The organism is Pseudomonadota bacterium (assembly GCA_027624715.1).
Classification (GTDB): Bacteria; Pseudomonadota; Gammaproteobacteria; order Burkholderiales; family Eutrophovitaceae; genus Eutrophovita.
The window spans coordinates 1-23,983 of record JAQBTV010000003.1 but is presented as its reverse complement, the minus strand read 5'-3'; the positions used below and the strand labels follow the sequence as shown (position 1 = coordinate 23,983).

Below are 23,983 nucleotides of genomic sequence, written 5' to 3'. Positions count from 1 at the left end.
ATTATGGCCGCTCTAATTCCATCTACCGCATTGCAATTACAATCGTTAATTTGTGACATTGGTGAACTCGAAATATCATTAGTTCATGTCGAGGTTCCTGAACCTGCTGCGGACGAGGTGCTGGTGCGTATTGAGGCTGCGCCTATTAACCCCTCTGACTTGGGCTTACTCTTTGGCGCTGCTGATATGTCTACTGTGGTTGCATCAGGCAGTGCTGAGAGTCAGGTTGTCCGCGCACAGGTTCCGGAAAAAGCTATAAAGGCCATGGCCGGGAGGTTGGGTCAACCGATGCCCGTTGGCAATGAGGGTGCGGGAGTGGTTGTTAAGGCGGGCAGTTCGGCCTCGGCTCAAAACCTCTTGGGTAAAAAAGTTGCCATGCTTGGCGGTGCTATGTATGCACAATATCGCTGTATCAATGTTGAGCGTTGCTTGCAGCTGCCAGATGATGTTACGTCTGCAGAAGGTGCGAGTTCCTTCGTGAATCCCATGACGGCGTTGGGCATGGTTGAAACGATGCACCGTGAGGGCCACAAGGCAATAGTGCACGCCGCTGCCGCATCTAACTTAGGATTAATGCTGAACCGCATCTGCATTAAAGATGGGATCCCTTTAGTTAACATCGTGCGAAAACAGGATCAAGTTAATTTGCTGAAAGCGCAAGGCGCGAAGTTTGTTTGTAATACTGAATCTTTAGATTTTCTGGTGGAGCTGGCAGACGCGATTGCGGCTACCAACGCAACCATCGCCTTTGATCCCATTGGCGGTGGTAAGTTGGCTGGTCAAATTTTAACCTGTATGGAGGTAGCATTAAATCGAGAGCCTAAAGAATATAGCCGTTATGGATCGACGACTCATAAGCAGGTTTATATCTACGGTTCCTTGGATACTTCTCGAACTGAGATAGTTCGTAATTTCGGATTTTCTTGGGGAATGGGAGGGTGGTTACTCTTTAATTTTTTGGCAAAGATTGGTTCAATTGAGGAGGAGAGATTACGTCAGCGTATTGCGAGGGAATTAAAGACCACATTCGCCAGTGCCTACTCTCATGAGATCTCTCTATCTGGTGCGCTGCAATTGGAAGCGATCAAGGGTTATAGTAAAAAATCCACTGGGGCAAAGTACCTAATTAATCCCAATAAGGGTGTTTCGTCTTAGACGTTTTACTGTTTCCTGTTCAAATCCGAGGCGATATCTGAGGCTCAATATCTGAAATGGATCTACGTATTTTTTCTTATCTTCCGAACCCGAGAATTTGGAAAGCAACCATTACAGCACGATTGTGTGGGATAACGATTGATGTTCGTGGGACCAACCCAAATGATCTGTCCAAATGGCTCTGGGATTTTGACGCACATCAGATTGCTGATGATGAGTACTCGGGTATTGCTGCATTTGTTCGGCAATCACGTATGGGTTTTGGGGGTAAGCAGCTTTATAAAACCGACAGCTTCCTTGTTGCTAATCCTTTTGGGGCTGTGCCGACAGCTTTTAGTCCCGATGGTTCTGTTGGTATATTTGAGTCCAACAGTATTATGCGCGCAGTTGCGAGGCTGGGTGCGGCAACTTGCCCCCTATATGGGGAGGATGCATATTCTGCTTCTCGAATAGATAGTTTTCTCGACGCCAGTTTAGTATTTGCGCGCGATGCGCAAATATATTTGTTAGCGTTGCGTGACGGAAACCTTAATAGGGATATCTATGAATCTGCGGACACGGCGCTCCATGCCTATTTGGGTGGGCTTGATCGTGCCTTATCACCAAGTCGTTCATATTTGGTGGGTGACTCTCTAAGTATTGCTGATATTTGCGTAGTCTCGGAGCTGGCCTTGTTTTTTCGCGGGGCTAGTGATGACGAGACGCTGCGCACCCTTGGGTTGGAGCCTATTACTGGCCCTGTTATCGATGAGCGTTATCCGCTCGCCATGAATCATTTCCGTACGCTTTGTCAACATGAAGCATTTGCGCCAGATGTGTTGCCGTATTTGAAAAAAATCTCGGTAAGACCGTAGGTTTATCATCAGGAATTAGCCGAAGTGATAATTTTTTGGCAGGGTATGCCACGTCCGTTTAGGAACTTTTCAATTAACTATTTCTCCTATGTTTGTTTGTATTTAATCATGCGGCAATCATAATTGCGGAGCTTCTGTGCTTAGAGCTACATTAAAAAAATCCCAAGGTGTTAAATTTTGTTTTATCTGGCTTGGGTTAATGTGTGCCGTTGATGCTCAAGCTGACTACCACTATCGGGTTTCAGCGGAGCTTGATTTGAAAAAATTGACTGTCGACCTTTGTTTTAAGGGTCAGCCTCCAGAAAAGCTGGTTGCTGAGTCTCTAGACGCATCTGTTGCCTTAATTGGGGCTTGGTATGAGTCTGGTGAGCCGATAACTTTATCTGGATTTATCCCTACAGCTGGCCTGTCTGAAGGGACTTGCATTCATTATCAAGTGGATATCTCCAGAGGTGTGCAGCGACATGACATGACGGGTCCTAAGTTGTATAAATCAATAGACGCAACTGCTGTATCTAATGGACTTTGGTTTTGGCGTCCTGAAATTATTGCGAACGACCGACAGGTCTTCGTAGAGTTTAAATTACCCTTTGGTTATTCTCTTTCGACTCCTTGGAATCTCACGGGAAGCGAAGGCGTGTTAGAGGTGCCTGCAACGCCTTTTGATTGGCCGTCATGGATTGTCCTTGGACGTTTTTTTAAAAAAGAATTGATCCTTAATGGAACTCGATTCGATATCTCTATTTTAGATGGCTCGCCAAAACCCGATGCTGAGGAATTAGCAGGATGGATTGACCAGGAAGCGGCTTATATACAATCCGCGCTTGGCGAGATTCCGTTTCCAAATGTTCAAGTGTTCATAATTCCTAATGCCAGGGCAAGAGAGCCCGTACCGGTTGCCTATGTGACGCGTGGCGGGAGCCCAACACTGCATTTGATGATTAATCAGCGGAGACACATGCAAGAGTTTTATGATGATTGGACTGTTACGCATGAGTTATCGCATTTATTCCTTCCTTTTGTATCGCCAGGTGACGCTTGGTTTTATGAAGGGTTTGCTAGTTACTATCAATACGTTGTCCGGGCGCGTAAAGGACTACTCAGTCCACAGAAGGCGTGGTCGAATCTTATCTATGGCTTTCGCAGAGGGAGCCGCGAAGCGGAGGCAAGGGGTCTGACCTTGCTCGAAGCGACTCAGAAGATGTACCAAGGAGAACCTTTCATGCAGGTTTATTGGGGGGGTGCGGCGATGATGTTGATCGCGGATGTCCAGTTGCGAAAGGAATCAAGCGGGGCGTGGTCACTTGACCGAGTTATTCGAGAGTTTAATCTGTGTTGTATGGATAGAACGCGAGCTTGGACTGCGTTCGAGGTACTTTCAATTTTTGACGACTTATATGGATATCCCCTTTTCGTACCGCTTATGAATCGTTATGTGGGTACTAACGAGTTCCCTGATTTGGCTGATGCGTTCCAATTGCTTGGGTTGGTTGTAAGCGACGGTGATGTGACGTTATCGGATGAGGTTGACCAGCGGTCTCTTCGAGATCAAATTATGCTTATTTCGAAACCATAAAGGCTAATGGGGTTAAATTGCAGCGAATCTTCTGCGTATTTTATTTCTCTTTAATCTTCTGGTAAAAGCTAACGTACCAATGTTGTAACTTAGATTTCGTATCCGTTAGAAATGGGCAGTCACGCTTTTAAAGAATGAAAAAAATATTTTATTTTGCGCTTTTTCTTCCGTTAATTTCGTTTGCAGAAACTGAAGAGCCGCCTCTTAGTTATCAAGTAATTATTGGAAATGATCTCCGATCATTCGAGGTGTCGGCTTGTTTTAGTGGCAGTATCCCTTCGTTTTTATATGCGAATGACGCCTCTGGATCATTTGTGAGAAATGTAAGGCTTGATACAGGCGACTTGCTTGAGTTGAATGTTGACTTAATTGCTGTCCCCCGAGATAACACCGCCCGATGTATTTTCTACGATGTTTTACTCGAACCAAGGCTTCAGGGCGAGCAGCGCGGTGGCGCCGAAACGAGGGTAGTAGAGGACAGAAATATGCTCACCTCAATTGGCGATTGGTTAATGAGGCCTGAGCCGGATGCCCAATACGAGACATTTGAGATCGATTTTCGGGCGCCTGAGGACATTTTTGTTTCAACCCCATGGCAGCGAATAGGAAAAACACGTTTTGTCGGTTTGAATACGCCTGTATCGTGGGAGGGTATCGTGGCGCTGACAAACCGAGAACCCAATGTTATTGATGTTAGTGGAAGTATTTTTGAAGTCAGTATTTTGGGTGATTTTGAGCGTATCAATAGAGAAGACTTGGTTCGTTGGATTAAGCGATCAGCTCAGGGGGTCTCCGAGCTCATGGGCTTTTTTCCTAGGCCCCAAGTGCAGGTGATCGTTAGCCCCAGTGACCGAAGTAGTTCTGTTGTGCCCTGGGCGTATGTGACGCGTGGTGGAGGTGCCGGCATTCATTTGTTTGTTAAGCGAGACGCCAACTTAGAGCAGCTCGTATGGGATTGGAGTCTTCCTCATGAGATGTCACATTTTTTGTTCCCGCATATTAATTCTAGTGATTACTGGATTATCGAGGGATTGCCGACCTATCTGCAGCATCTTGCGATGGTTGAAAGTGGCGCTATTAGCTCGGCAGAGTCATGGTCGAGGTTGTACCGAGGTTTTGTTTTGGGAGCTAAAGCGGGCCAAGGGTTTACGGTTGCAGAGTCCATGGGTCGTCTTTCCAAGAGAGGGACGTACCTTCATGTGTACTGGGGTGGAGCAGCATACTTTTTTGGTATCGATGTGGAGTTGAGGAGCAGGTCTCAAGGAGGGGTTACTTTAATGGATGTGCTGAGGAAATATCATAGTTGCTGTTATGATGAGACGCGGAGTATCTCTGGCGATCAATTATTAGCTGACCTTGATTCACTATTAAATGATGATCTGTTTGTCCGTCGAAAAAATAAAGAAATCATAGATGAAAAATTTCCTAATTATGCGGCTACATTTAAAGCGATTGGCATACAATTTCTGGGAAACAATCCTGTATTTGATGAGAATTCGCAAACTGGTTTATCCGGTCAAATTATGAATCCCTCAGGGCTCCATAATTAAATTTAATTGGTCTTTTGATAAACGTATGAATAAAGTAGATGTCTGTTTTCTTCCGGCCCACACTATGCTCGACTTGGTGCGGCAGCGAAAGATTTCTGCTACAGAGTTGCTTGATTGTCATTTAGAACAAATTGTAAAAGTTAATCCGCAAATTAATGCCATTGTCACGTTGGACGAGGAGCGAGCAAGAGTTACTGCCAGCAATATCGATCAACGCATCATGAGCCAGGTTCCATTAGGGTTATTGGAAGGGCTACCCGTTGCGCATAAAGATTTAACTTTAACCAAGGGAATCAGGACGACTTTCGGATCCCCTTTGTACGAGGACTTTATTCCCGACCACGACGCCTTGATCGTTGAGAGGCTGCGGCAGTCGGGTGCCATCACAGTAGGTAAGACCAATACGCCAGAGTTTGGCGCCGGTAGTCAAACTTTTAATAAAGTTTTTGGCGCCACTCGAAATCCATATGACTTAAATAAAACTTGCGGTGGCTCTAGTGGCGGAGCTGCTGCTGCGCTTGCGTCTGGCCTCGTACCCATTGCTGATGGATCGGATTTAGGAGGGTCGCTAAGGAATCCGGCTAGTTTTTGTAATGTCGTTGGGTTTAGGCCTTCGACGGGGCTTGTTCCAATTTGGCCAAACCCTTCAGCTTGGTTTCCACTCTCCGTTCTAGGCCCAATGGCTAGAACGGTTGCTGATGTTTCGTTGATGCTGTCTGCGATCGCGGGTCCAGATCCGCGTTGTCCTTTGTCGATCACAGAGAGCCCGAATATTTTTCAACAAGGCTTAGAAAGAGACTTCAGTGGTGTGAGAGTCGCTTGGAGCAGAACGCTGGGTGGTTTGCCTGTGGATGATGAGGTACTTAAAGTCATTGAAACAGCGGTTCATCGTATTGAAGATACAGGGTGTATTGTTGATGAGGTCGACCCAGATTTGACTGAAGCGGATGAGGTCTTTCACGTATTAAGAGCGTGGCATATGGAGTCGGTGCTTGGTGAACTTTTAGCGGCACACCCAGACCAGTTTAAAGATACGCTGGTGTGGAATATTGAGCAGGGAAGGACACTTACAGGTCCTGAGGTGGCTCGAGCGGAGCGGTTAAGAAGCGCAATGTATGAGAGACTTAGGCAATTTATGAATACATATGAGTTTATAATTTGCCCTGTGACACAGGTCTTACCATTTGATGTCGATCTTCCGTACGTCAGTGAAATTAATGGAAATATCCTGTCAACCTATCTTGACTGGATGAAATCTTGTTTTCGTATCAGTGCCACTGGCCATCCTGCGCTCTCAGTGCCCGCTGGATTTTCGTCATCTGGATTACCGGTTGGGCTTCAGATTGTTGGCCGTTTTCGAGATGATTTTGGTGTGTTGCAATTCGGGCATGCTTTTGAGCAGTTGAGTGAATTTTGGAAAGCTCGTCCTAAAATTTAAGACCAAATTTGGAGGTTTAAATCGTGATTTTTAATTCCACACATCGGAAGTCGAAGCTGATAAAGATTTTGCTGACGGGTGTTTTGATGGCCTCAATGTCTAACTCAAGCGCTAATGATCGAGTCTTCATTGATGATCTTCAGGGCATTTGGTTAGAGCAAACCTATCTAAAAGCGTTAAGACAGACTAAACAGCCGCACAAAGCAGAAAAAAAAGCCAAGCCCGTGTTGATTGCAATAAAAAAAGAAGGGCGTGCCTATCCCTACTTTGCGACAGATATGGTTAAGGCACGGCTGATGATCGTATTTGATGTAGAGCCTGGGCAAGAGCCAAATACGTATCGATTGGTCTTGGGTGAGAAAAATGCGCCGACTTCTGCGGAAGATGTGGTCTACGTGTGGTTTAGAGGTAAAAAATCTTCAGATGGCCAATTTCTAAATCTGGAGATTAAGGAGCCTCTTGTTATGGCCGCTAAGTGGGCCTCATACGAGCGTGTCGGGAAAGAGCTAGGTCCTATTATTAATAAAATCGTTTTGAGTGGTAAGTATCTTGATGGAAAGGGAAAAAAATGGACATTTACGGATGCTGGGAAGGCCTCTTTCCCGGGTAAGACTCCTTTTTACTATGAGATTTCTTTGGTAGGTGATGGCGCCACGTGTGACTACATTGAGTTTGAAGATTTACAATCGCCCACAGGTTTGGCTTACTACGGCTTTAATTGGACTCAATCTGGGACGGTAGAGCTTTTCAAGGCTAAATTAAAGGGCGGCAAAGTTCAGTGTCAAGCCAAGCCGTTTGTGGCGTTAACACCTATGTAGTGTTTTTTTGAATTTTTATAAAAATTATTAGTCTAGCGGTATTCCTTAAATAATTTATTATTCGTTGATGAAAAATTCCTTTAAATCAAACATACCCTCTTCAGAAATCACATCAAGAACGCTATTCGAGTCTAGGCGACGATGGATGCAAGGTGGCGTTGCCTCATTGGCGGCGATGGCTATCTCTCCTGCAAGTGCTAAGCCGCGTGATGAAAGAAATTTCCCGGTTAAATTCGAATCAAAAAAAAGTGAATTTTCGACTGGTGAGGAACTAACAACATACTCGGATGTGACTCGGTATAACAATTTCTACGAGTTTGGTACGGGGAAAGAAGATCCTTTTGAGCAAGCTCATAGATTGAAAACCGATGGGTGGACCATACAAATCATCGGTGAAGTTCATCGACCACAAAGGCTCGATATTGATCAACTCTTACGCCTTGCGCCGCTTCAAGAACGAATTTATCGATTGCGGTGTGTTGAGGCCTGGTCCATGGTGATTCCTTGGATCGGATTTCCACTGTCTAAATTATTGGATGCAGTTCGTCCTACCGGAAATGCTCGTTATGTAGAGTTTATCTCTTTACATGATCCGGAACAGATGCCAGGGCAAAGGGGTGCATCGCTTGATTGGCCATATAAGGAGGGATTGCGGTTGGATGAGGCCATGAATCCGCTCACGCTTTTGACGCTGGGTTTATACGGAGAAGTCTTGCCGAACCAAAATGGAGCCCCAGTGAGAATAGTAGTGCCGTGGAAATATGGGTTTAAAAGTGCGAAATCCATCGTCACCATAAAATTGACTGAAAAAAAACCGGCTACTTCTTGGAATCTTGCCAACCCTCGAGAGTATGGATTTTATTCCAATGTAAACCCCCATGTTTCACATCCTAGGTGGAGCCAACGTAAGGAGCGAAGGATTGGAGAATTTCTCAAACGAGATACAGAAATGTTTAACGGATATTCTAAGTGGGTTGCGGGTTTATATCGTGATTTAGATCTAAGCAAGCACTACTGACGCTACGGTCCTGCTATGCATCAAGCCCGGGAGTTGCGACCATCACGTTTAAAAGTGGGTATAGACACTCGGTTCATTTGGTTAATTAGTACAATTCCGCTACTTACGCTGTGTGGGCGGGCCATAATGGGTGAGTTAACAGCTAATCCAATTGAATTTATTTCGCAATTTACAGGTTGGTGGACACTTTTCTCTTTGTTACTGACCTTGTGTGTGACGCCTATTAGATATCTTTTTAGTTTACCTGTCGTATTTCCTTTACGCAGAACATTCGGGCTCATTACCTTTGTTTATGCGACAATCCATTTTTTAACTTGGTTGGTTTTAGATCAATTTTTTGACTGGACGGAGATTGCATTAGATCTATCCAAACGTCCTTTTATTTACATTGGCTTCGTTGCTTTTGCTGGACTTTTTATATTAGCGCTGACATCAACCAATCGTGCCAAAGTAGTTCTTGGATCTCTACGTTGGAGGCGATTACATAAGAGTATTTACCTGATTGCAATTTTAGGCGTGACACACTTCTTTATTTTGGTAAAACGTGATGTGTGGGAGCCGTTAATGTTTGCAGCAGTACTCTTTGTGTTATTGGGATATAGATTGTTCCTGCAATTGTCTAACGGTAGACGTTAATCGCGCTGGAACTTAATTAGGTTTTACCGCTTATTGTGTCGAACAATTAAAAAAATTCCCAAAAGTATTCCTGAAAATCCTAGCAAACTACTAAGCCCTATAGCCTCATCAAGGATAACCCAGGCCAGTGCGGATGCCGCGATTGGTTCTGCGAGCACCATTGTTGAAACAAGTGTTGCAGGGAATCGGCGAACCCCCCAATTAAGGATTGTGTGCCCAATGAGTTGCGGGCCTAGGGCCAAACAAAAGATATATATCCAAGCTGCCCCAGACATGTTGGGAGCTAACTGTCTGATGCTGGACAGGTTATATAAAATTAAGGCTATTGTGGCAAAGCTATATGTCAGAAAAACGTAGACTTTTAATTCAATGACCTGCCGAAGCGTGCGGCCAATGATGAGGTAAGCTGCGACGGAGATTGCACCCAACGTCGCTAGCAGCTCGCCTTTAATGGATCTTTGTTCTTGATTAAGCAACATTTCTTCGGTCAGATAAAAAAGAAAGAAGGCGCTTCCCGTTGCAATGAGTACTCCAAAAAGCTGTTTTTTGTTGATTGTTTCCTTGAGAATAATGAAACTTAGTAAAGCGACCCAAATCGGGCTCGTTGTTACAAGAATCGTACTTCTTGCGACCGATATATGTTCGAGAGATATGATCCAGGTCATAAAGTGTGCAGCTAAAAAAATGCCTGACAGCGCACTTCTTACCATTGTTCGAGCATCACAACGCCGAATTTCTTCAATGATTGATCTAAAGGAAAGTAGACCAAGACATATTGATGCGATAGCTAGTCGCAGGAATGCAATGGTGTTTGAAGATGCTCCTTCGGTCTGAGCGCCACGAATAAGTATTGCTGCTGTGGAGATTACTAAAACAGCAAATACAAGTGGAAGGGAGCTCTGAAGGATTCTGTCTTTTATAATCTTCCTGGCCAATTAATTCAATTTACCTGGCGGAATTGGCCTAGGTGGTAATGCGTACACTTCAATGCCCTCGTCCTTCAATTCTTGCATGACTTTAACTGTAGCTTCACCGCGAATTGAGCGATTATCAGATTCTCCATAAAAAATTTTTCTTGCTTCGTCTGGAAATTGCGTGCCAACATCTTCAATATTTTTCGCTATGTATTCGATAAATTGATCATGAAGCTGCTGGAGGCTTACCCCTGCAAGGGCCATTTCCTTTTGTTTGGTTCTCGAAGAAGCGTTCTCGTCGGGCAATATGTTGAGATAAGGCGCTGAGAGCTGTTTAGAAATAGTTGTTGAGCCACAGACTGGACATGATAACTGCCCGTTTGATACTTGCTTATCAAAATCTTCTTGAGAGGAGAACCAGCCCTCAAACTTATGTTCTTGGTCGCAGGCTAAATCGTAAACAATCATTATTGGAACCTAAGTGAATCGAGATATATTCATATTAAACTCTATTCTACCGTATTCACTTAATACTAAAAAAATGAAATCAAAGGATAGAGACTCTAGTTTAGTTCCCCTCAGGAGCAGTTTGTTCCTTTGAGAAAAGATCCTCCACCGTTTCACGCTCGCGAATCACATATGCACGATCATTATCAATAAGTATTTCAGGTGCTCTTGGTCGAGAGTTATAATTAGAGCTCATAGTCATTCCGTATGCCCCAACGGAGTGAATGGCCAGCACATCCCCTTCATGCGCTGAAAGGTTACGATCTTTTCCAAGAAAGTCTCCTGTCTCACATATAGGCCCAACGATATCGTATACTTTTCCAGGAGATGGATTCTTATTAGCGATGTTGTCGATTTGATGATAAGCCCCGTATAGTGATGGCCGTGCTAAATCATTCATCGCTGCGTCGACGACAATAAAATTCTTATTTGATCCATGTTTAAGGTATTCAATTGTGGTGAGTAGGACCCCAGAGTCTCCAACGATAGACCGACCTGGTTCCACAAGAATCTCTTGCTCGCGCTCGCCCATGACTTCGAGCAACATCGACACGAATTTTTCCTGATCAATCGGAGTCTCATTTTGGTACTTAATCCCGAGCCCTCCTCCAAAATCGATGTGTCTGATGGGAATATTTGCAGTACTAAGCGCATCGGTTAACTCGACCATTATCACCGCAGCATCTCGCATTGGCGCAATATCAGTTAATTGAGACCCAATATGGCAATCGATCCCAGTGGGTTTTATATGTGGTAATTCGGCTGCTATTTTATAGAGCCTACGGGCATCATTGACATCAACCCCAAATTTATTTTCTTTTAATCCAGTAGAAATGTAGGGATGGGTCTTTGCATCCACATCAGGGTTAACTCTGAAACTGATATTTGTGTCTTGATTTAATTCCTTTGCAACAGCAGCAATGCGATATAACTCAGACTCAGATTCAATATTGAAACATTTGATCTTTTGTTTTAATGCGTAATGGATTTCTTCCCGAGTTTTCCCTACACCAGAAAAAACTACTTTACCGGGATCTCCGCCAGCTGCCAGAACTCGGCTTAGTTCTCCTCCAGACACAATATCAAATCCACTTCCGAGTCGCGACAAAATATTAATAATCGCGATATTTGAGTTAGATTTGACCGCGTAGCAAATAAGGTGTTTGCGCTGAGCGAAGGCATCATTGAAACGATTGAAATTGGTTTCGATTGAATGCTTCGAATAAACATAACAAGGTGTCCCGAATTCCTTTACAACCTCGGCTGCTGATTTGTTTTCGATAAAGAGATGACCCGATTGTCGGTTAATTGCCATTATTTTTCTCGATTTGTGGATCTTGATCGACGCTCTGTGCGACATCTGCGTCTTTTGAGTTAGATGATTCAGGGAGGTAAAGTGACCCGGTTTGTCCGCAACTTGAGACAAGGGATAAATAAAATATCGTTATAGCTAGTTTTTGTAATCGGATCATTGTATTTATTGCGTTAAATTAGACATTGTGGTTTCAATCCAATTCTCTACCTGTTGTATCAGGTCGGCAGGTGATTGGTTGGCTGTTTTTATAGGTTTGCCGATGGCTACAATTATTGTCCCTGGTTTTTTAAGTAACGTATTTTTTGGCCAGTAGTCACCTGCATTATGAGCGACCGGCACAATATCTGATTGAAGCTGAGCTGAAAGCCATGCCCCCCCAATTTGATAGCTCCCGCGTTTTCCTGGAGCTATTCTAGTTCCTTCCGGAAAGACAATGATATACCAGCCGCTCTTGATTCTGTTTTTTCCTTGCGTCAGCATTTGTTTCAATGCTCTAGGGCCGCTTGATCGGTCTATTGCGATGGGATTCATCATCGCCAGTCCCCAACCGAAAAACGGTACGAACAATAGACTTTTCTTAAGAACCCAAACCTGAGGAGGGAAAATAGTTTGAAATGCAAAAGTTTCCCAAGCAGATTGATGTTTGGAGAGGATTACGCAGGGATTGTCTGGAATGTTTTCCAACCCTTGGACATGATACCTAATACCGCAAATGTATTTAGCAAGAAAAGTGATGCAGTGCGACCATAAAGTGATGATCTGGTATCTTCGTATCGGAGAAAGAGGAAATGTGAAAAGGGCGACAGCTGAAAAGATAACCGTGAGGGAGAATCTTAATAATTCGAAAATTATGGACCGAGCTATATTAATCACGATCACTCAGTAATGATATGTTTGACAGCGTCGTTTAGATCGACAAACTGTTTCGTACCTTTAGGCAGCCCTTTGGCTGCATTTGTTTTTTCTCCCTTTCCAGTTCGAACTAAAATAGGTTTAGCGTCAACAGCCTGTGCTGCCTGAAGGTCTTTAAGTGAATCTCCTACGAAGGGCACGTTTTTCAAGTCGACGTTGAAACGTTTCGAGATATCTAAAAGCATCCCGGGTTTGGGTTTGCGACAGTCGCAGTTATTCTCATTTGTGTGAGGACAAAAAAACAAGGCATCAATTCGGCCACCGACATTAGCTAACGCGCGATACATTTTGTCATGGATAGCATTGAGTGTTGACATATTGAAAATGCCTCTGCCAACTCCAGATTGATTAGTGGCCACCACGACTCGATAGCCAGCATGATTCAAGCGGGCGATAGCTTCTAGACTCTGTGGTATTGGTTTCCACTCTGCAGGGGTCTTGATATACTGGTCGCTGTCATAGTTTATGACCCCATCTCTGTCCATTATTACGAGTTTCATATTTAATATTGTTGGTTAAATTGATAGTTCGGATAAATCACCAACGCAGTTAAGCAGGCCTGAGAGTTGATTTAAAAGGGCCAGCCTGTTGTGTCGCTCATTAGGGTCATCCGACATCACCATCACTTTTTCAAAAAATTGGTCTAAAGTAGTTCTTGCTGAAGATAAAGCCTGGAGTGCATCAGAATAACCGCCACTATCAATAGCTTTTTTCACTACAGGTAATAAGGATTGAATTTTTTTGTGAAGGGATAATTCTTCATCGGTGGTGAATAAATTTGTATCCACCCCAATATCATCCTTCGGTTTATTCTTTTTAAGAATATTTTTTATACGTTTATTCGCAGTTGCTAACGCTATTGAATCATCTGTTTGGAGAAATGCATCGATTGCGCGTAGCCGAGGAAGTGCCAGATGAAGCCTCTCTGAGTCAGTGGCAAGTATGGCTTCAACTTTATCTATAGAGAAACCTTTGTCTTTAAGGTGCCCTCTGAATCGATCAATAATGAAGTTTTTAATAATTGATTCATCAATTATTAATTTCAGGCCTTGCCTAAAATTTTTTGTCGCCCAGCTAATGAGTTCGCTAAGATCTAACTCAATCGGATGTTCTGTTAAGATTCGAATGATTCCGATGGCTTGTCGTCTGAGCGCGTAGGGATCTTTTTCTCCTGAGGGTATGAGACCAATTCCGAAGATTCCCACGAGAGTGTCCATTTTTTCCGCTAGCGCGAGAGTGCTAGAGATTGGACTGTTTGGAATGCTGTCGTTGGAGAACCTTGGTCGATAATATTGTTCTAGCGCATCAGCCACATCAGGTGATTCTCCTTGAGCAAGCGCGTAGTAGCGGCCCATCGTGCCTTGAAGCTCTGGGAATTCTCCCACCATACCAGTAAGTAAGTCTGCTTTACAAAGTTCCGCTGCTCGAGCTACCTTAGCGCAATCGGCATTAATTTTTTCTGAAATTGTGCGAGACAATTTGACCAGTCGTTTCACTCGATCGAGCTGTGAACCCAACTGGTTATGATAGACAACATTTTTTAATTTTTTGGTTAAATTTTCCAGTGGGGTATTAATGTCCCCTTGGTAGAAGAATTGGGCATCTGCCAGTCTTGGGCGAACCACTTTTTCGTTGCCTTGGACAATGTTGCTGGGATCTTCGAGTTTCATATTACTAACTAATAAAAACTTTTCCGCTAAGCCTCCATTTCGGTCGAATAGAGGGAAGTATTTTTGATTGGTTTTCATCGTCAGCACCAGACATTCTGTCGGAATAGAGAGAAATTCTTTATCAAATTGTGCTGGATAAACTATAGGTAATTCCACAAGTGAAGTTACCTCGTCCAATAGCTCTTCGTCCTCTTGGAGTGTTAGCTTAAGTTCTGTCGCTTTACTATGCAGTTGCTCCCGAATATTCGATTTGCGTTTTTCGTAGTCTGGAATGATCAAGCCTAACTCTTCAAGAGTTGATTCGTATAATTTTGCATTTGGGACTGTGACATCCCCATTCGAGTGAAATCGATGCCCGAGCGTTTTATTTCCGCTAGTTAGTCCTAATGCTTGAATCGGAACTACATCGGCGCCATGCATGGCTACCAAGCGATGAGCAGGGCGCACAAAGTTCACACTTTGTAGCGTGTCTTGTGGTTGGTAGCTCATGACTTTCGGTATCGGTAGTCTCGTAATAGACAGATCGATAGCCCTTTGAAGTCCTGCCGAAAGTGTTATGCCATCTTTTTTTTGATGAAGGTAAATAAATTCCATGTTTCCGTCTAATTGTATGTCTATCTTTTTTGCGTGGCCAGCATCGAGCCCAAGGGACTCAAGTTTTTTTAATAATGCAGCTGAAGGCGTGCCATCTTCTTTGATGCCCACATGTTTTGGCATCAGTTTTAAACGTACAAGCTCTACCGGCGATATGTCGCGCACATCATTAACTAGGATCGCTAATCTGCGCGGCGTAGCAAATGTCTTATAGGACGCATTTTCTGAGACCAGATTTTGCTTTGACAGGTCATCAAAGATAGTCGCCCCAAAAGAGATTCCTAGTTTCTTTAAAGCTTTAGGAGGTAACTCCTCAGTCAATAATTCTACGAGTAAGGTCGCCATATGTCTTGTTAGGCCCTGGTAGAATTGCTTTTGCGAATATCGAGAACCTCGCTCACCTCATCTTGGGGCACAAATGCTTTGATCATGTCATCTGAGGCCCGTTCAAACCCAAGAACTTTGCGTGACGTTCGATACGCTTGGGCTGCCATTCTCGCTAGTTTGCGCACACGTCCAATATAGTTTGCTCGTTCGGTAACTGATATTGCACCTCGAGCATCAAGGAGATTGAACGCATGCGAACACTTCATGACGAGCTCATAGCCCGGTAGCGGTAATTTAGCGTTGAACATAGCCGTAGCTTCTTTTTCGAACGCTGAGAAATTGGCAAATAGTAAGTCGATGTTTGCTTTTTCAAAGTTATAAGTCGATTGCTCTACTTCATTTTGGTGGTACACATCTCGATAGGTGATTCCTGGCGCCCAATCAAGATCGAAGACGCTATCTTTTGCTTGAAGATACATAGCCAGTCTTTCAAGCCCGTAGGTGATCTCTCCCATTACAGGTTTACAACTGATGCCCCCAACTTCCTGAAAATAGGTGAATTGTGTAATTTCCATGCCGTTGAGCCAGACCTCCCATCCCAATCCCCAAGCGCCAAGCGTTGGTGATTCCCAGTCGTCTTCAACAAATCTAATATCGTGCTCGGAAGGATTGATCCCAATTATCTTAAGTGAGCCCAAATATAGGTCGAGAATGTCGGAAGGAGAAGGTTTTAGAACAACTTGAAATTGGTAGTAGTGTTGCAGACGATTGGGATTTGCGCCGTATCGACCATCTTTCGGTCTGCGAGACGGTTGAACATAAGCCGCTTTCCACGGTTCTGGACCAATAGCCCTAAGAAATGTGGCTGTATGAAAAGTCCCAGCCCCCACTTCTAGATCATAAGGTTGTAGTAGGGCACAACCATTCGAACTCCAATATTTCTGAAGCTCTAAAATCATATCTTGAAAGTAGTTCATCTATAAACCTTAGAATGTGGGCGACAACAAATAATGTCCCTACATTTTACCTTTTACAAGTTTTTAGCCGAGCTGATGTTGATTTAACGCATAACGCTAAGATAATGAGGCACAGAATGACAAATGGAAGATTCCCCCAGAGACTGTATGGAGTTGAGCCTTTCCGGCCATGAATTTCAGCCCGTAATACAGTTTTTGAAAATTGGGGGGCTTGAGTAACGATATAACCTCGGTGATCGATGACGGCAGTCACGCCTGTATTGGTTACTCTCAATAGCTCCCTGCCCGTCTCAATTGATCTGGCTTGGGCAATTTGTAGATGCTGTTTTGGTCCCAGAGATTCGCCCCACCAGGCATCATTTGTAAAATTGGCCAGAACCGTTGCGTCCGGTAACTGACGAATGAGTTCCTCACCAAAAACATCTTCGTAACAAATATCGACGCCGAGAACTTGTCGCTCCAAAATAAAAGGCGCTTGGTCGCTTGGCCCAGGAGAGAAGTTTGACATTGGGATTTTCAGGTAATTAAGTAAGCCTGCGGTGATAGACCGGATTGGAAAATAATCGCCAAACGGCACGAGATGGTGTTTCCGATAGCGTTGCACATTTCCCCCGCCTACCTGAATGACGCTGTTATAAAACTGCCCGTCCTCTGAATTTTCGGGAATACCCAATAGGATATGCAGATTATTAGTTTTTGCATGATTTTCTAAGGCTTCCCAATACCAATCCGGAACGTTCTTTTCCAGTAACGGAATGGCAGTTTCGGGCAGAAGGATAAGTTCACTTTTTTCCTGAATGATCATATCCAGGTATGTCATCATTGTTTCTTCAATCCACTCAGGACTCCACTTAATATCTTGAGCAATGTTCCCTTGAAGTAATGAGACGGACGTGGTTTCGTGGCTAATTTGTTGAGTCCATTTGGGTATACCTAGGACGATTGATAGCAAGATGACTACGGCGGGTAGCATCGTGGCTTGTTTTAACGTAGTTTTTAGAGATAATTTTGGTTGAGTTGCACATAATTTTTCAAAAATAAAACCCAAGCCACCTGAACAAAATGTGCACGCGAGCGTAACCCCGTAAATGCCTAGCACTGATGCGTAGTTGGAAAAAGGGCTCAGCGGTATTTGTGAGTATCCGATGGATAACCAAGGAAATCCAGTCAAAAACCATCCGCGACACCAGTCGGATAAGGCGAGTCCAACTGGGAATGCGACTAATAGGCGAAGCTTCTTTGAATGAATAAGTCTGGCGAGCACGGCTTGAATGATTGCAGGAGGTAGCGCAAAGGTTGCGCTAAGAATAACTGTAGCTAGCACAGCTAGAGCCGGATGCATTTCCCCAAAGTCGTGCAGGCTGACGTATATCCAACTTGTGCCGGCTATTAGCAGACCAAAGGAGAACACAAATGAGGTTAAGAATACTTTTTTTGCAGTTTGTGCCTGCAAAATGTAGAACAGTAATGCGCAGGTGATGATTGGAACAAAAAAGAGCGAGAATGGAGCAAAGCCCAGAACCGTTGCTGCCCCGAAGATGAACGCCCAAAGCACAGATTTGTGATGTAATTTCTGTCCTAGGAGAAGAAAACTTTTAGGGGCTTCGCTCAATCTCAATTTTTTCTACTAAGAGTGCATGAATTCTTCGTCTATCGGATCGAGTCACTGTGATATTGAGCTCCCCAATCTTAAATTTTTCTCCAATTTCGGGTAATTTTCCCGCGTGGGCTAAGACTAAACCGCCGAATGTGTGGAATTCTGTATTCGGAAAATTTGTTCCAAAATGTTCATTGATGTCCAAAATTTCAGTTAAGGCCTTAATTCTAAACCGACCCGATGTGTCTTCTAGGATATTTGCGTCCGATTCGTCAAAGTCGTATTCGTCTTCGATTTCACCCACAATTTGTTCTATAACATCTTCGATGGTGATCAGCCCTGCTACGCCGCTATATTCGTCGACGACAATCGCCATATGATTTCTATTACTTCGAAAGTCTTTGAGAAGAACATTTAGCGGCTTTGACTCTGGTATGAAGACAGCAGGTCTTAACATGTCTTGTAGGTCAAACGAATCTGGGCCTTTGTAGTATTGTAGGAGATCTTTCGCCAACAAAATACCTAGCACTTCATCTTTACTGCTTTTGAAAACCGGAAAACGTGAATGGTTGGTGTCAACTGCAATAGAAATGATTTCTTCCATGGGATCTGTAATATCTACCATGTAGCATTGTGATCGGGGAATCATGATGTCTCGAGCGGCCATTTCAGCGACCTGCAATACGCCCTCAAGCATTGAAAGTGCATCAGAATCAAGAAGATTCTTTTCGAAGGACTCATGCAATAGATCGATGAGTTCCTCCTTATCCTCGGGCTCTCTTCGTAATATGTGCGCAAGTTTTTTTAACCAAATCGATTTTTTAATCAATGTATTCATATTAGATGCTAAGTAATTATTTGCTCGTAAGGGTTTGGAATTCCCATCTGCTCAAGGATGTCGATCTCTAAGTTTTCCATGAGTTCTCTATCAACTTTGTTTTGATGGTCAAAATCTTGGAAATGAAGCGTTGCATGGACACAAAGATGCGCGAAATGGTTGCGCAGAGATTTGTGTTGATTTTTTGCTTCCCCCTCTATAACGGGGACGCATAGCGCTATATCTGCCGATAAAGGGGATGTATCTGGATAAGGAAAGGTGAGCACGTTTGTTGCATGATTTCGATTACGGAAGTAACGATTCAGCTCCACTCCTTCATCTTCATTGATCAGTCGCACGGTCACCTGAGCGTCCTCTAGCAGCGACGCGTTAATCCATCGATGGATGTCATTTTTGGTTGGAAGTCCTTGCCAAGGCTCGGATTTTTGAACAGTTAACACTAGATTTGCCTTACCCATGCGGGATCTTAATCATCAGATCTAGCTGCCGCGTATGCGTTAACGATCCTTTGTACTAAAGGATGTCTGACAACGTCTTCTGATTCGAAGTGTGTGAAGGTAATGCCCTTAACTTTATTAAGAATTTTTGCAGCTTCGTCTAATCCGCTTTTTTGTCCTTTGGGTAAATCAATTTGCGTGCTATCCCCAGTTACAACAGCGCGGCTACCAAACCCTATTCTCGTCAAAAACATTTTCATTTGCTCTGGGGTTGTATTTTGGGCTTCATCGAGAATGATGAATGCATCATTTAAAGTTCTGCCTCGCATATAAGCAAGGGGGGCAATTTCAATTGAACTACATTCGAATAGTTTCCCTACTTTCTCATATCCCATCAAATCATACAGGGAGTCGTACAGCGGGCGAAGGTAAGGGTCAACTTTTTGTGCCAGATCTCCAGGGAGAAAGCCGAGCCGCTCACCTGCTTCTACTGCGGGTCTGACTAGAACGATCCGTTTGACGTTTCCGCGTTCAAATGCATCAACAGCCGCAGCAACCGCTAGGTAGGTTTTCCCCGTGCCAGCTGGGCCAATTCCAAAGGTGATGTCATGCGACTGAATTTGACTTAAATATTGAGTTTGGCGTGGCGTTCTGCCGCGCAGGTCATGACGCTTTGTCCGCAAGCTGATGGTATTTTGGGTTTCCGAATTAGCGTGTCTTGTTATTTCAACGATCCCAAGTTGCACGTCTTCCGTATCAAGGGGACGTCGGGACGATTTGTACAGTAACGCCAGCGTGTCCGAACCAATTTTAATATTGGTGCTATCCCCACTTAGCGTAAATGTTTCACCACGTCGGATGATTTTTATGCTGAGTTCTTGACCAATTTCCTTAAGGTTGATGTCAAGCGCGCCACACATGTTTGCAAGCCTGACGTTATCAACCGGTACAAATGCTGTTTCGGTAGTGTTCAATCTAAACCCTATATTAAGCTGTCTCCCTAGTATATCTGAAGACCGCTATACTCTGTTGATAACAATGCCGCGAAGCGAATTAGGGAGCGCTTCGGTCACCTGAATCTTGATGGTATGGCCAATAAGGTGCTCTTGGCCTTCGAAATTCACAACTTTATTGTTATTTGTCCTACCGGAAAGTTTTGATGAGTCTTTTTTAGAGGCGCCCTCAACGAGCACGTCAAATTCACCACCAACCATGAGTTGGCTGTGGCGAATCGCGTTCTGGCTTAATTTGGTTTGCAATAGGCTTAATCGTTCTTTTTTGATGTCTAAAGGCACGTGCTCAGGTAGCCCTGCAGCTGGGGTCCCTGGTCTTGGGCTGTACATAAAGCTAAAGCTGCCGTCAAAGTCCACCTCATCCACGAGACTCATGGTGTCCTCAAAGTCGGCGTCCGTTTCTCCAGGGAAGCCGACGATAAAATCAGAAGTGATAGAGACCGTACCGCGTGCCGCTTTTAGGTCTTTGATGATTCTTAAATATTGTTCCCGGGTATAGCCCCGTTTCATTGCCTCTAGGATTTTGTTCGAGCCGGACTGAACAGGAAGGTGCACATGATCCACTAATTTTGGCAGCGTACGGTAGCTGGCGATCAACGCATCTGAAAATTCTTTGGGATGTGACGTTGAGAATCTGATGCGCTCTAATCCCGGTATGTCTGATACATAGTCTAGAAGGGTTGCAAATTCTATGACTTCTGCGTCTTGCTCATAGCGGTAAGCGTTGACATTTTGTCCTAGCAAAGTGATTTCTTTAACGCCCTGTGCTGCCAGCGTCGCCACTTCTACTAAAACGTCCTCAAAAGGCCTAGAAATCTCATCACCCCGAGTGTACGGGACTACGCAGAACGTGCAGTACTTGCTACATCCTTCCATAATAGAAACCATTGCCGATTGACCGGTTGTTATAGGCGTAGGTAGGTTGTCGAACTTTTCAACCTCGGGAAATGAGATATCCACTTGAGCTTTACCCACCTTCTGACGCTTTTCTAAAAGTAACGGCAGACGATGTATCGTTTGAGGTCCAAAGACGACGTCAACATAAGGCGCCCTGGACAGGATGACTTTCCCCTCCTGAGAGGCGACGCAGCCACCAACACCAATCATCAAATTGGGGTTTGCCTCCTTTAGGTGTCGAATGCGACCTAAGTCACTGAACACTTTTTCTTGGGCTTTTTCTCGTACGGAACACGTGTTAAACAGAATTAAATCCGCCTCTTTAACATCTTCGGTTTTTTCGTAACCGTCATGCGCGCGCAGTACGTCAACCATTTTGTCTGAGTCATATTCATTCATTTGGCATCCAAAAGTTCGAACGTAAACTTTTTTCATAAGTTTTTTTAATCTATGAGCGAAGAAATTAGCTTATACAGCGCTGGTTTTTAGCGATTCATATTGTTTTGCGGCACCAGAGATTGGCTAAGCCTTGTACTTGAGGCCATGGCTAAGCAGATCGTTGGAGTACCTCGATGCGCTCTTCTAGGGGGGGGTGACTCATGAAGAGTCGTTTCATGCCTGCGCCCATACCGCCAGAGATTCCGAAGGCCTCTAGCCGTTCAGGGAGGTGAGGTTGATTCACCGACTGCTGTAGACGCTTTAAAGCGGCCACCATCTTCTGACGGCCTGCAAGATTTGCCCCGCCTGAATCGGCTCGGAATTCCCGCTGCCGGCTAAACCACATCACGATTGCACTGGCCAAAATGCCAAGAATTACCTGCGCGATGATGGCTGTGATCCAGTAGGCGGGTCCGTGACCGCGTGCGGTCTTAAAGACTACCCGATCGACCACATGACCAATGACACGTGACAAGAAGAAGACAAAGGTGTTGACCACACCTTGGATGAGCGCCAGGGTAATCATGTCACCGTTAGCAACATGACTTACTTCGTGGGCTAATACCGCTTCCACCTCATCGCGATTCATGCCTTGCAGCAGGCCCGTGCTGACAGCTACCAGCGCGCTGTCGCGAAACATGCCCGTTGCAAAGGCATTTAGATCTGGCGCGTCATAAATCGCAACGTCAGGCATTCTAATATCAGCGGCCTGAGCCTGCTGTTGCACCGTTCGGACAAGCCACTGCTCCTGCTCGGTACGTGGAGATTCGATGACATTGGCATTGGTCATTCGCTTAGCCATAAATTTAGACATGGCCAGCGAAATAAACGAACCTGTCATACCGACGACCGCTGACAACACCAGTAATGCCTGGAGATCGAGATCAACACCTTGCTCATCCAGCACCTGGCCAAGGCCAAAGACGCTGATTACCACGCCCAATACCAACATAATGGCTAGGTTGGTAAGAAGAAAAAGAAAGATGCGTTTCATTAAGAGGCCTCGAGAGAAAATTTAATTCGGAGGACTATTTTATACCAAAACATCAATGGGGCGGTGACACTGAACACCCTGATTTCATTCGAGCAATTTCAGCGCGAACTGGGGGGAAGATGGATTCACTCCATTATTTATTTGTTGATGCCCATTAGCCACATTGGTTTGTTGCTTGATAAATTAGGGCTAAAAAGGTTACTGCAGATTTTTTTGCGCAACAGCGGGTGACTGGTTAATTGATAAATCAGACATGCCACACGAATATTAAGGCGTCGGCATGCCTTGGATCCTAATCTAGCGCAGTATCGACATCGCCAAGTCCAGCAGCTCCCGGACCGACTCTTTACTCTTACCTGCCGCACGCTGACTGATTGCCAGCCCCAATTGTTCATGTAAATAAGCTGCAGCCAATTCCGCTGCAATGCCGCCTCTCCACTCGCCGTTCGCGGCACTTTCCTTGAAAAATAGGGTATAACACTCAAGGAAGTGAGCCTCTGTAACGGCAATCCCAGTCTGAGTCTGTTCGCCAAATCGTGAGCGATTGGCGCGCATCTTGACGAACAGGCAACCAGCCTCTGGGGCTTCACTGCCGAATTGGATCAAACTCTCTATCTTGGACGCAAAGTTCATCTTACTAGTTAGCAGCGTTTCTAACCCCCTCGTAACGGTCTCGGCGTAACGATCCAACACAGCTGCAGTAAGGCCGTCTTCACTGCTAAAATCCCGATACAGCGAGGGCTTCGAAACTCCGGCTAATAAACAGATTGCGTTGACAGAGATGGCAGCTCCATCGGCTTGCCAATAGGCGTTCGTCGCCGTTTCCAGGACGTGGGATCGGTTGCGGGTGATCGGGCGCCCCCGCCGATGAGTGGACGCTATCTTTTCCATAGAGTTCAAATAATACGACAACGGTAAAAAAAAATATACCACTCGGTACGAAATAAAAAAATCATAAGTTTAGAGCGATCCAAATAATTTTTATCTCCCCATCCTTTTAAAAGGGCGTTTTCTCCTCAACCTCTAAATAAGGGTGACTTTTACCCGACAGACTTCGGTCTTGTCGGGTTTTTTGCGGTCGGCATGCCACCCACCTAAATCGAAGCTCTAAATTATCCAAACGGTTATTCTCACAATCCTTAATGTACCACCTCTAAACTGGTGCCCTTCAGCACCGAGATCCAGTCCACCGAGCGGTTCGCAGCCACCGCTAAACCCAGCGCAGACAGCCGCAGCCCGTATGGTCAAAAAATCAGGAACGCATGCGCCCAGTGTTCAACCCACCCATCACGGTCAATGCCCTCGCGCCCGGGTTCATACTCACAGACCTGTTGACTGCCGCCTTAAAATTCATCGACAATAAGATCGTCAGGCAATTTTAGAGGGACAGTGAAAATGAGCAATGATTTGGATGGTGGCTGGACTGCGGTCGCCGCAACGTCAGATGTTTCCGACAATGATGTGAAAGGTGTTGTCGTTCAAGGTACGCCACTCGCCGTGTTCCGGAT

General features: G+C 44.8%; 23 protein-coding genes. 8 read left to right on the top strand and 15 right to left on the bottom strand.

All coding sequences use genetic code 11. The features are described from left to right. The first annotated feature begins 3 nt into the window (after positions 1-3). The 8 genes from O3A65_02930 to O3A65_02895 all read left to right on the top strand — a co-directional run bounded on the left by O3A65_02930 (position 4) and on the right by O3A65_02895 (position 9,045). A complete protein-coding gene (locus O3A65_02930) occupies positions 4-1,155 on the top strand; it encodes a zinc-binding dehydrogenase (GenBank protein MDA1331419.1) in 1,152 nt (383 codons plus the stop codon). Between the two features lie 56 nt (positions 1,156-1,211). Next, entirely contained in the window at positions 1,212-2,009 is a 798-nt protein-coding gene (locus O3A65_02925; GenBank protein ID MDA1331418.1) for a glutathione binding-like protein, read from the top strand. A gap of 136 nt (positions 2,010-2,145) precedes the next feature. Continuing rightward, positions 2,146-3,585 (top strand): hypothetical protein, encoded by a 1,440-nt coding sequence (locus tag O3A65_02920; protein MDA1331417.1) that lies wholly within the window; start codon positions 2,146-2,148, stop codon positions 3,583-3,585. A gap of 134 nt (positions 3,586-3,719) precedes the next feature. Continuing rightward, complete coding sequence (locus tag O3A65_02915) at positions 3,720-5,135, top strand: hypothetical protein (protein MDA1331416.1); 1,416 nt, start codon at positions 3,720-3,722, stop codon at positions 5,133-5,135. Positions 5,136-5,160: 25 nt separating this feature from the next. Continuing rightward, the gene (locus tag O3A65_02910; protein MDA1331415.1) at positions 5,161-6,573 is read left to right on the top strand and encodes an amidase; all 1,413 of its coding nucleotides are present in this window, start codon (positions 5,161-5,163) and stop codon (positions 6,571-6,573) included. A 23-nt stretch (positions 6,574-6,596) separates the two neighbouring features. Further along, entirely contained in the window at positions 6,597-7,391 is a 795-nt protein-coding gene (locus O3A65_02905; protein ID MDA1331414.1) for a hypothetical protein, read from the top strand. Positions 7,392-7,458: 67 nt separating this feature from the next. After that, entirely contained in the window at positions 7,459-8,409 is a 951-nt protein-coding gene (msrP, locus tag O3A65_02900; GenBank protein MDA1331413.1) for a protein-methionine-sulfoxide reductase catalytic subunit MsrP, read from the top strand. Positions 8,410-8,535: 126 nt separating this feature from the next. Further along, positions 8,536-9,045 (top strand): sulfoxide reductase heme-binding subunit YedZ, encoded by a 510-nt coding sequence (locus tag O3A65_02895; GenBank protein ID MDA1331412.1) that lies wholly within the window; start codon positions 8,536-8,538, stop codon positions 9,043-9,045. 23 nt (positions 9,046-9,068) lie between these two features. Here the strand turns inward: O3A65_02895 and O3A65_02890 are convergent, their stop codons facing one another. From O3A65_02890 to O3A65_02820, 15 genes are all read right to left on the bottom strand, one after another. Then, complete coding sequence (locus tag O3A65_02890; protein ID MDA1331411.1) at positions 9,069-9,980, bottom strand: DMT family transporter; 912 nt, start codon at positions 9,978-9,980, stop codon at positions 9,069-9,071. Then, positions 9,981-10,427, bottom strand: coding sequence for a DUF1178 family protein (locus tag O3A65_02885; GenBank protein MDA1331410.1), 447 nt, complete (start codon positions 10,425-10,427; stop codon positions 9,981-9,983). 100 nt (positions 10,428-10,527) lie between these two features. Next, positions 10,528-11,781: a diaminopimelate decarboxylase gene (lysA, locus tag O3A65_02880; protein MDA1331409.1), complete on the bottom strand. Its 1,254-nt coding sequence runs from the start codon at positions 11,779-11,781 to the stop codon at positions 10,528-10,530. Then, a complete protein-coding gene (locus O3A65_02875) occupies positions 11,771-11,938 on the bottom strand; it encodes a lipoprotein (GenBank protein ID MDA1331408.1) in 168 nt (55 codons plus the stop codon). The genes lysA and O3A65_02875 overlap by 11 nt, the downstream gene beginning before the upstream one ends. A gap of 5 nt (positions 11,939-11,943) precedes the next feature. After that, positions 11,944-12,654: a lysophospholipid acyltransferase family protein gene (locus tag O3A65_02870; GenBank protein MDA1331407.1), complete on the bottom strand. Its 711-nt coding sequence runs from the start codon at positions 12,652-12,654 to the stop codon at positions 11,944-11,946. Positions 12,655-12,656: 2 nt separating this feature from the next. Further along, positions 12,657-13,193, bottom strand: a complete 537-nt coding sequence (gene gmhB, locus O3A65_02865; protein ID MDA1331406.1) for a D-glycero-beta-D-manno-heptose 1,7-bisphosphate 7-phosphatase — start codon at positions 13,191-13,193, stop codon at positions 12,657-12,659. A gap of 15 nt (positions 13,194-13,208) precedes the next feature. Beyond that, positions 13,209-15,302, bottom strand: a complete 2,094-nt coding sequence (gene glyS, locus O3A65_02860) for a glycine--tRNA ligase subunit beta (GenBank protein ID MDA1331405.1) — start codon at positions 15,300-15,302, stop codon at positions 13,209-13,211. Positions 15,303-15,310: 8 nt separating this feature from the next. Beyond that, positions 15,311-16,261, bottom strand: a complete 951-nt coding sequence (gene glyQ, locus O3A65_02855; protein MDA1331404.1) for a glycine--tRNA ligase subunit alpha — start codon at positions 16,259-16,261, stop codon at positions 15,311-15,313. Between the two features lie 46 nt (positions 16,262-16,307). Beyond that, positions 16,308-17,873 carry an apolipoprotein N-acyltransferase gene (gene lnt / locus O3A65_02850; protein ID MDA1331403.1) on the bottom strand — a complete coding sequence of 522 codons (1,566 nt, stop codon included), beginning with the start codon at positions 17,871-17,873 and terminating at the stop codon, positions 16,308-16,310. Next, the gene (locus O3A65_02845) at positions 17,857-18,696 is read right to left on the bottom strand and encodes a CBS domain-containing protein (protein MDA1331402.1); all 840 of its coding nucleotides are present in this window, start codon (positions 18,694-18,696) and stop codon (positions 17,857-17,859) included. Before O3A65_02845 ends, lnt begins: the two co-directional genes overlap by 17 nt. A gap of 8 nt (positions 18,697-18,704) precedes the next feature. Continuing rightward, positions 18,705-19,154, bottom strand: a complete 450-nt coding sequence (gene ybeY, locus O3A65_02840; protein MDA1331401.1) for an rRNA maturation RNase YbeY — start codon at positions 19,152-19,154, stop codon at positions 18,705-18,707. 8 nt (positions 19,155-19,162) lie between these two features. Continuing rightward, positions 19,163-20,053 (bottom strand): PhoH family protein, encoded by an 891-nt coding sequence (locus O3A65_02835; GenBank protein MDA1331400.1) that lies wholly within the window; start codon positions 20,051-20,053, stop codon positions 19,163-19,165. A 99-nt stretch (positions 20,054-20,152) separates the two neighbouring features. Next, positions 20,153-21,478: a tRNA (N6-isopentenyl adenosine(37)-C2)-methylthiotransferase MiaB gene (gene miaB, locus O3A65_02830; protein MDA1331399.1), complete on the bottom strand. Its 1,326-nt coding sequence runs from the start codon at positions 21,476-21,478 to the stop codon at positions 20,153-20,155. Between the two features lie 112 nt (positions 21,479-21,590). Further along, a complete protein-coding gene (htpX, locus tag O3A65_02825) occupies positions 21,591-22,475 on the bottom strand; it encodes a protease HtpX (GenBank protein MDA1331398.1) in 885 nt (294 codons plus the stop codon). A gap of 297 nt (positions 22,476-22,772) precedes the next feature. After that, the gene (locus O3A65_02820) at positions 22,773-23,108 is read right to left on the bottom strand and encodes a hypothetical protein (protein ID MDA1331397.1); all 336 of its coding nucleotides are present in this window, start codon (positions 23,106-23,108) and stop codon (positions 22,773-22,775) included. Positions 23,109-23,983 lie beyond the last annotated feature (875 nt).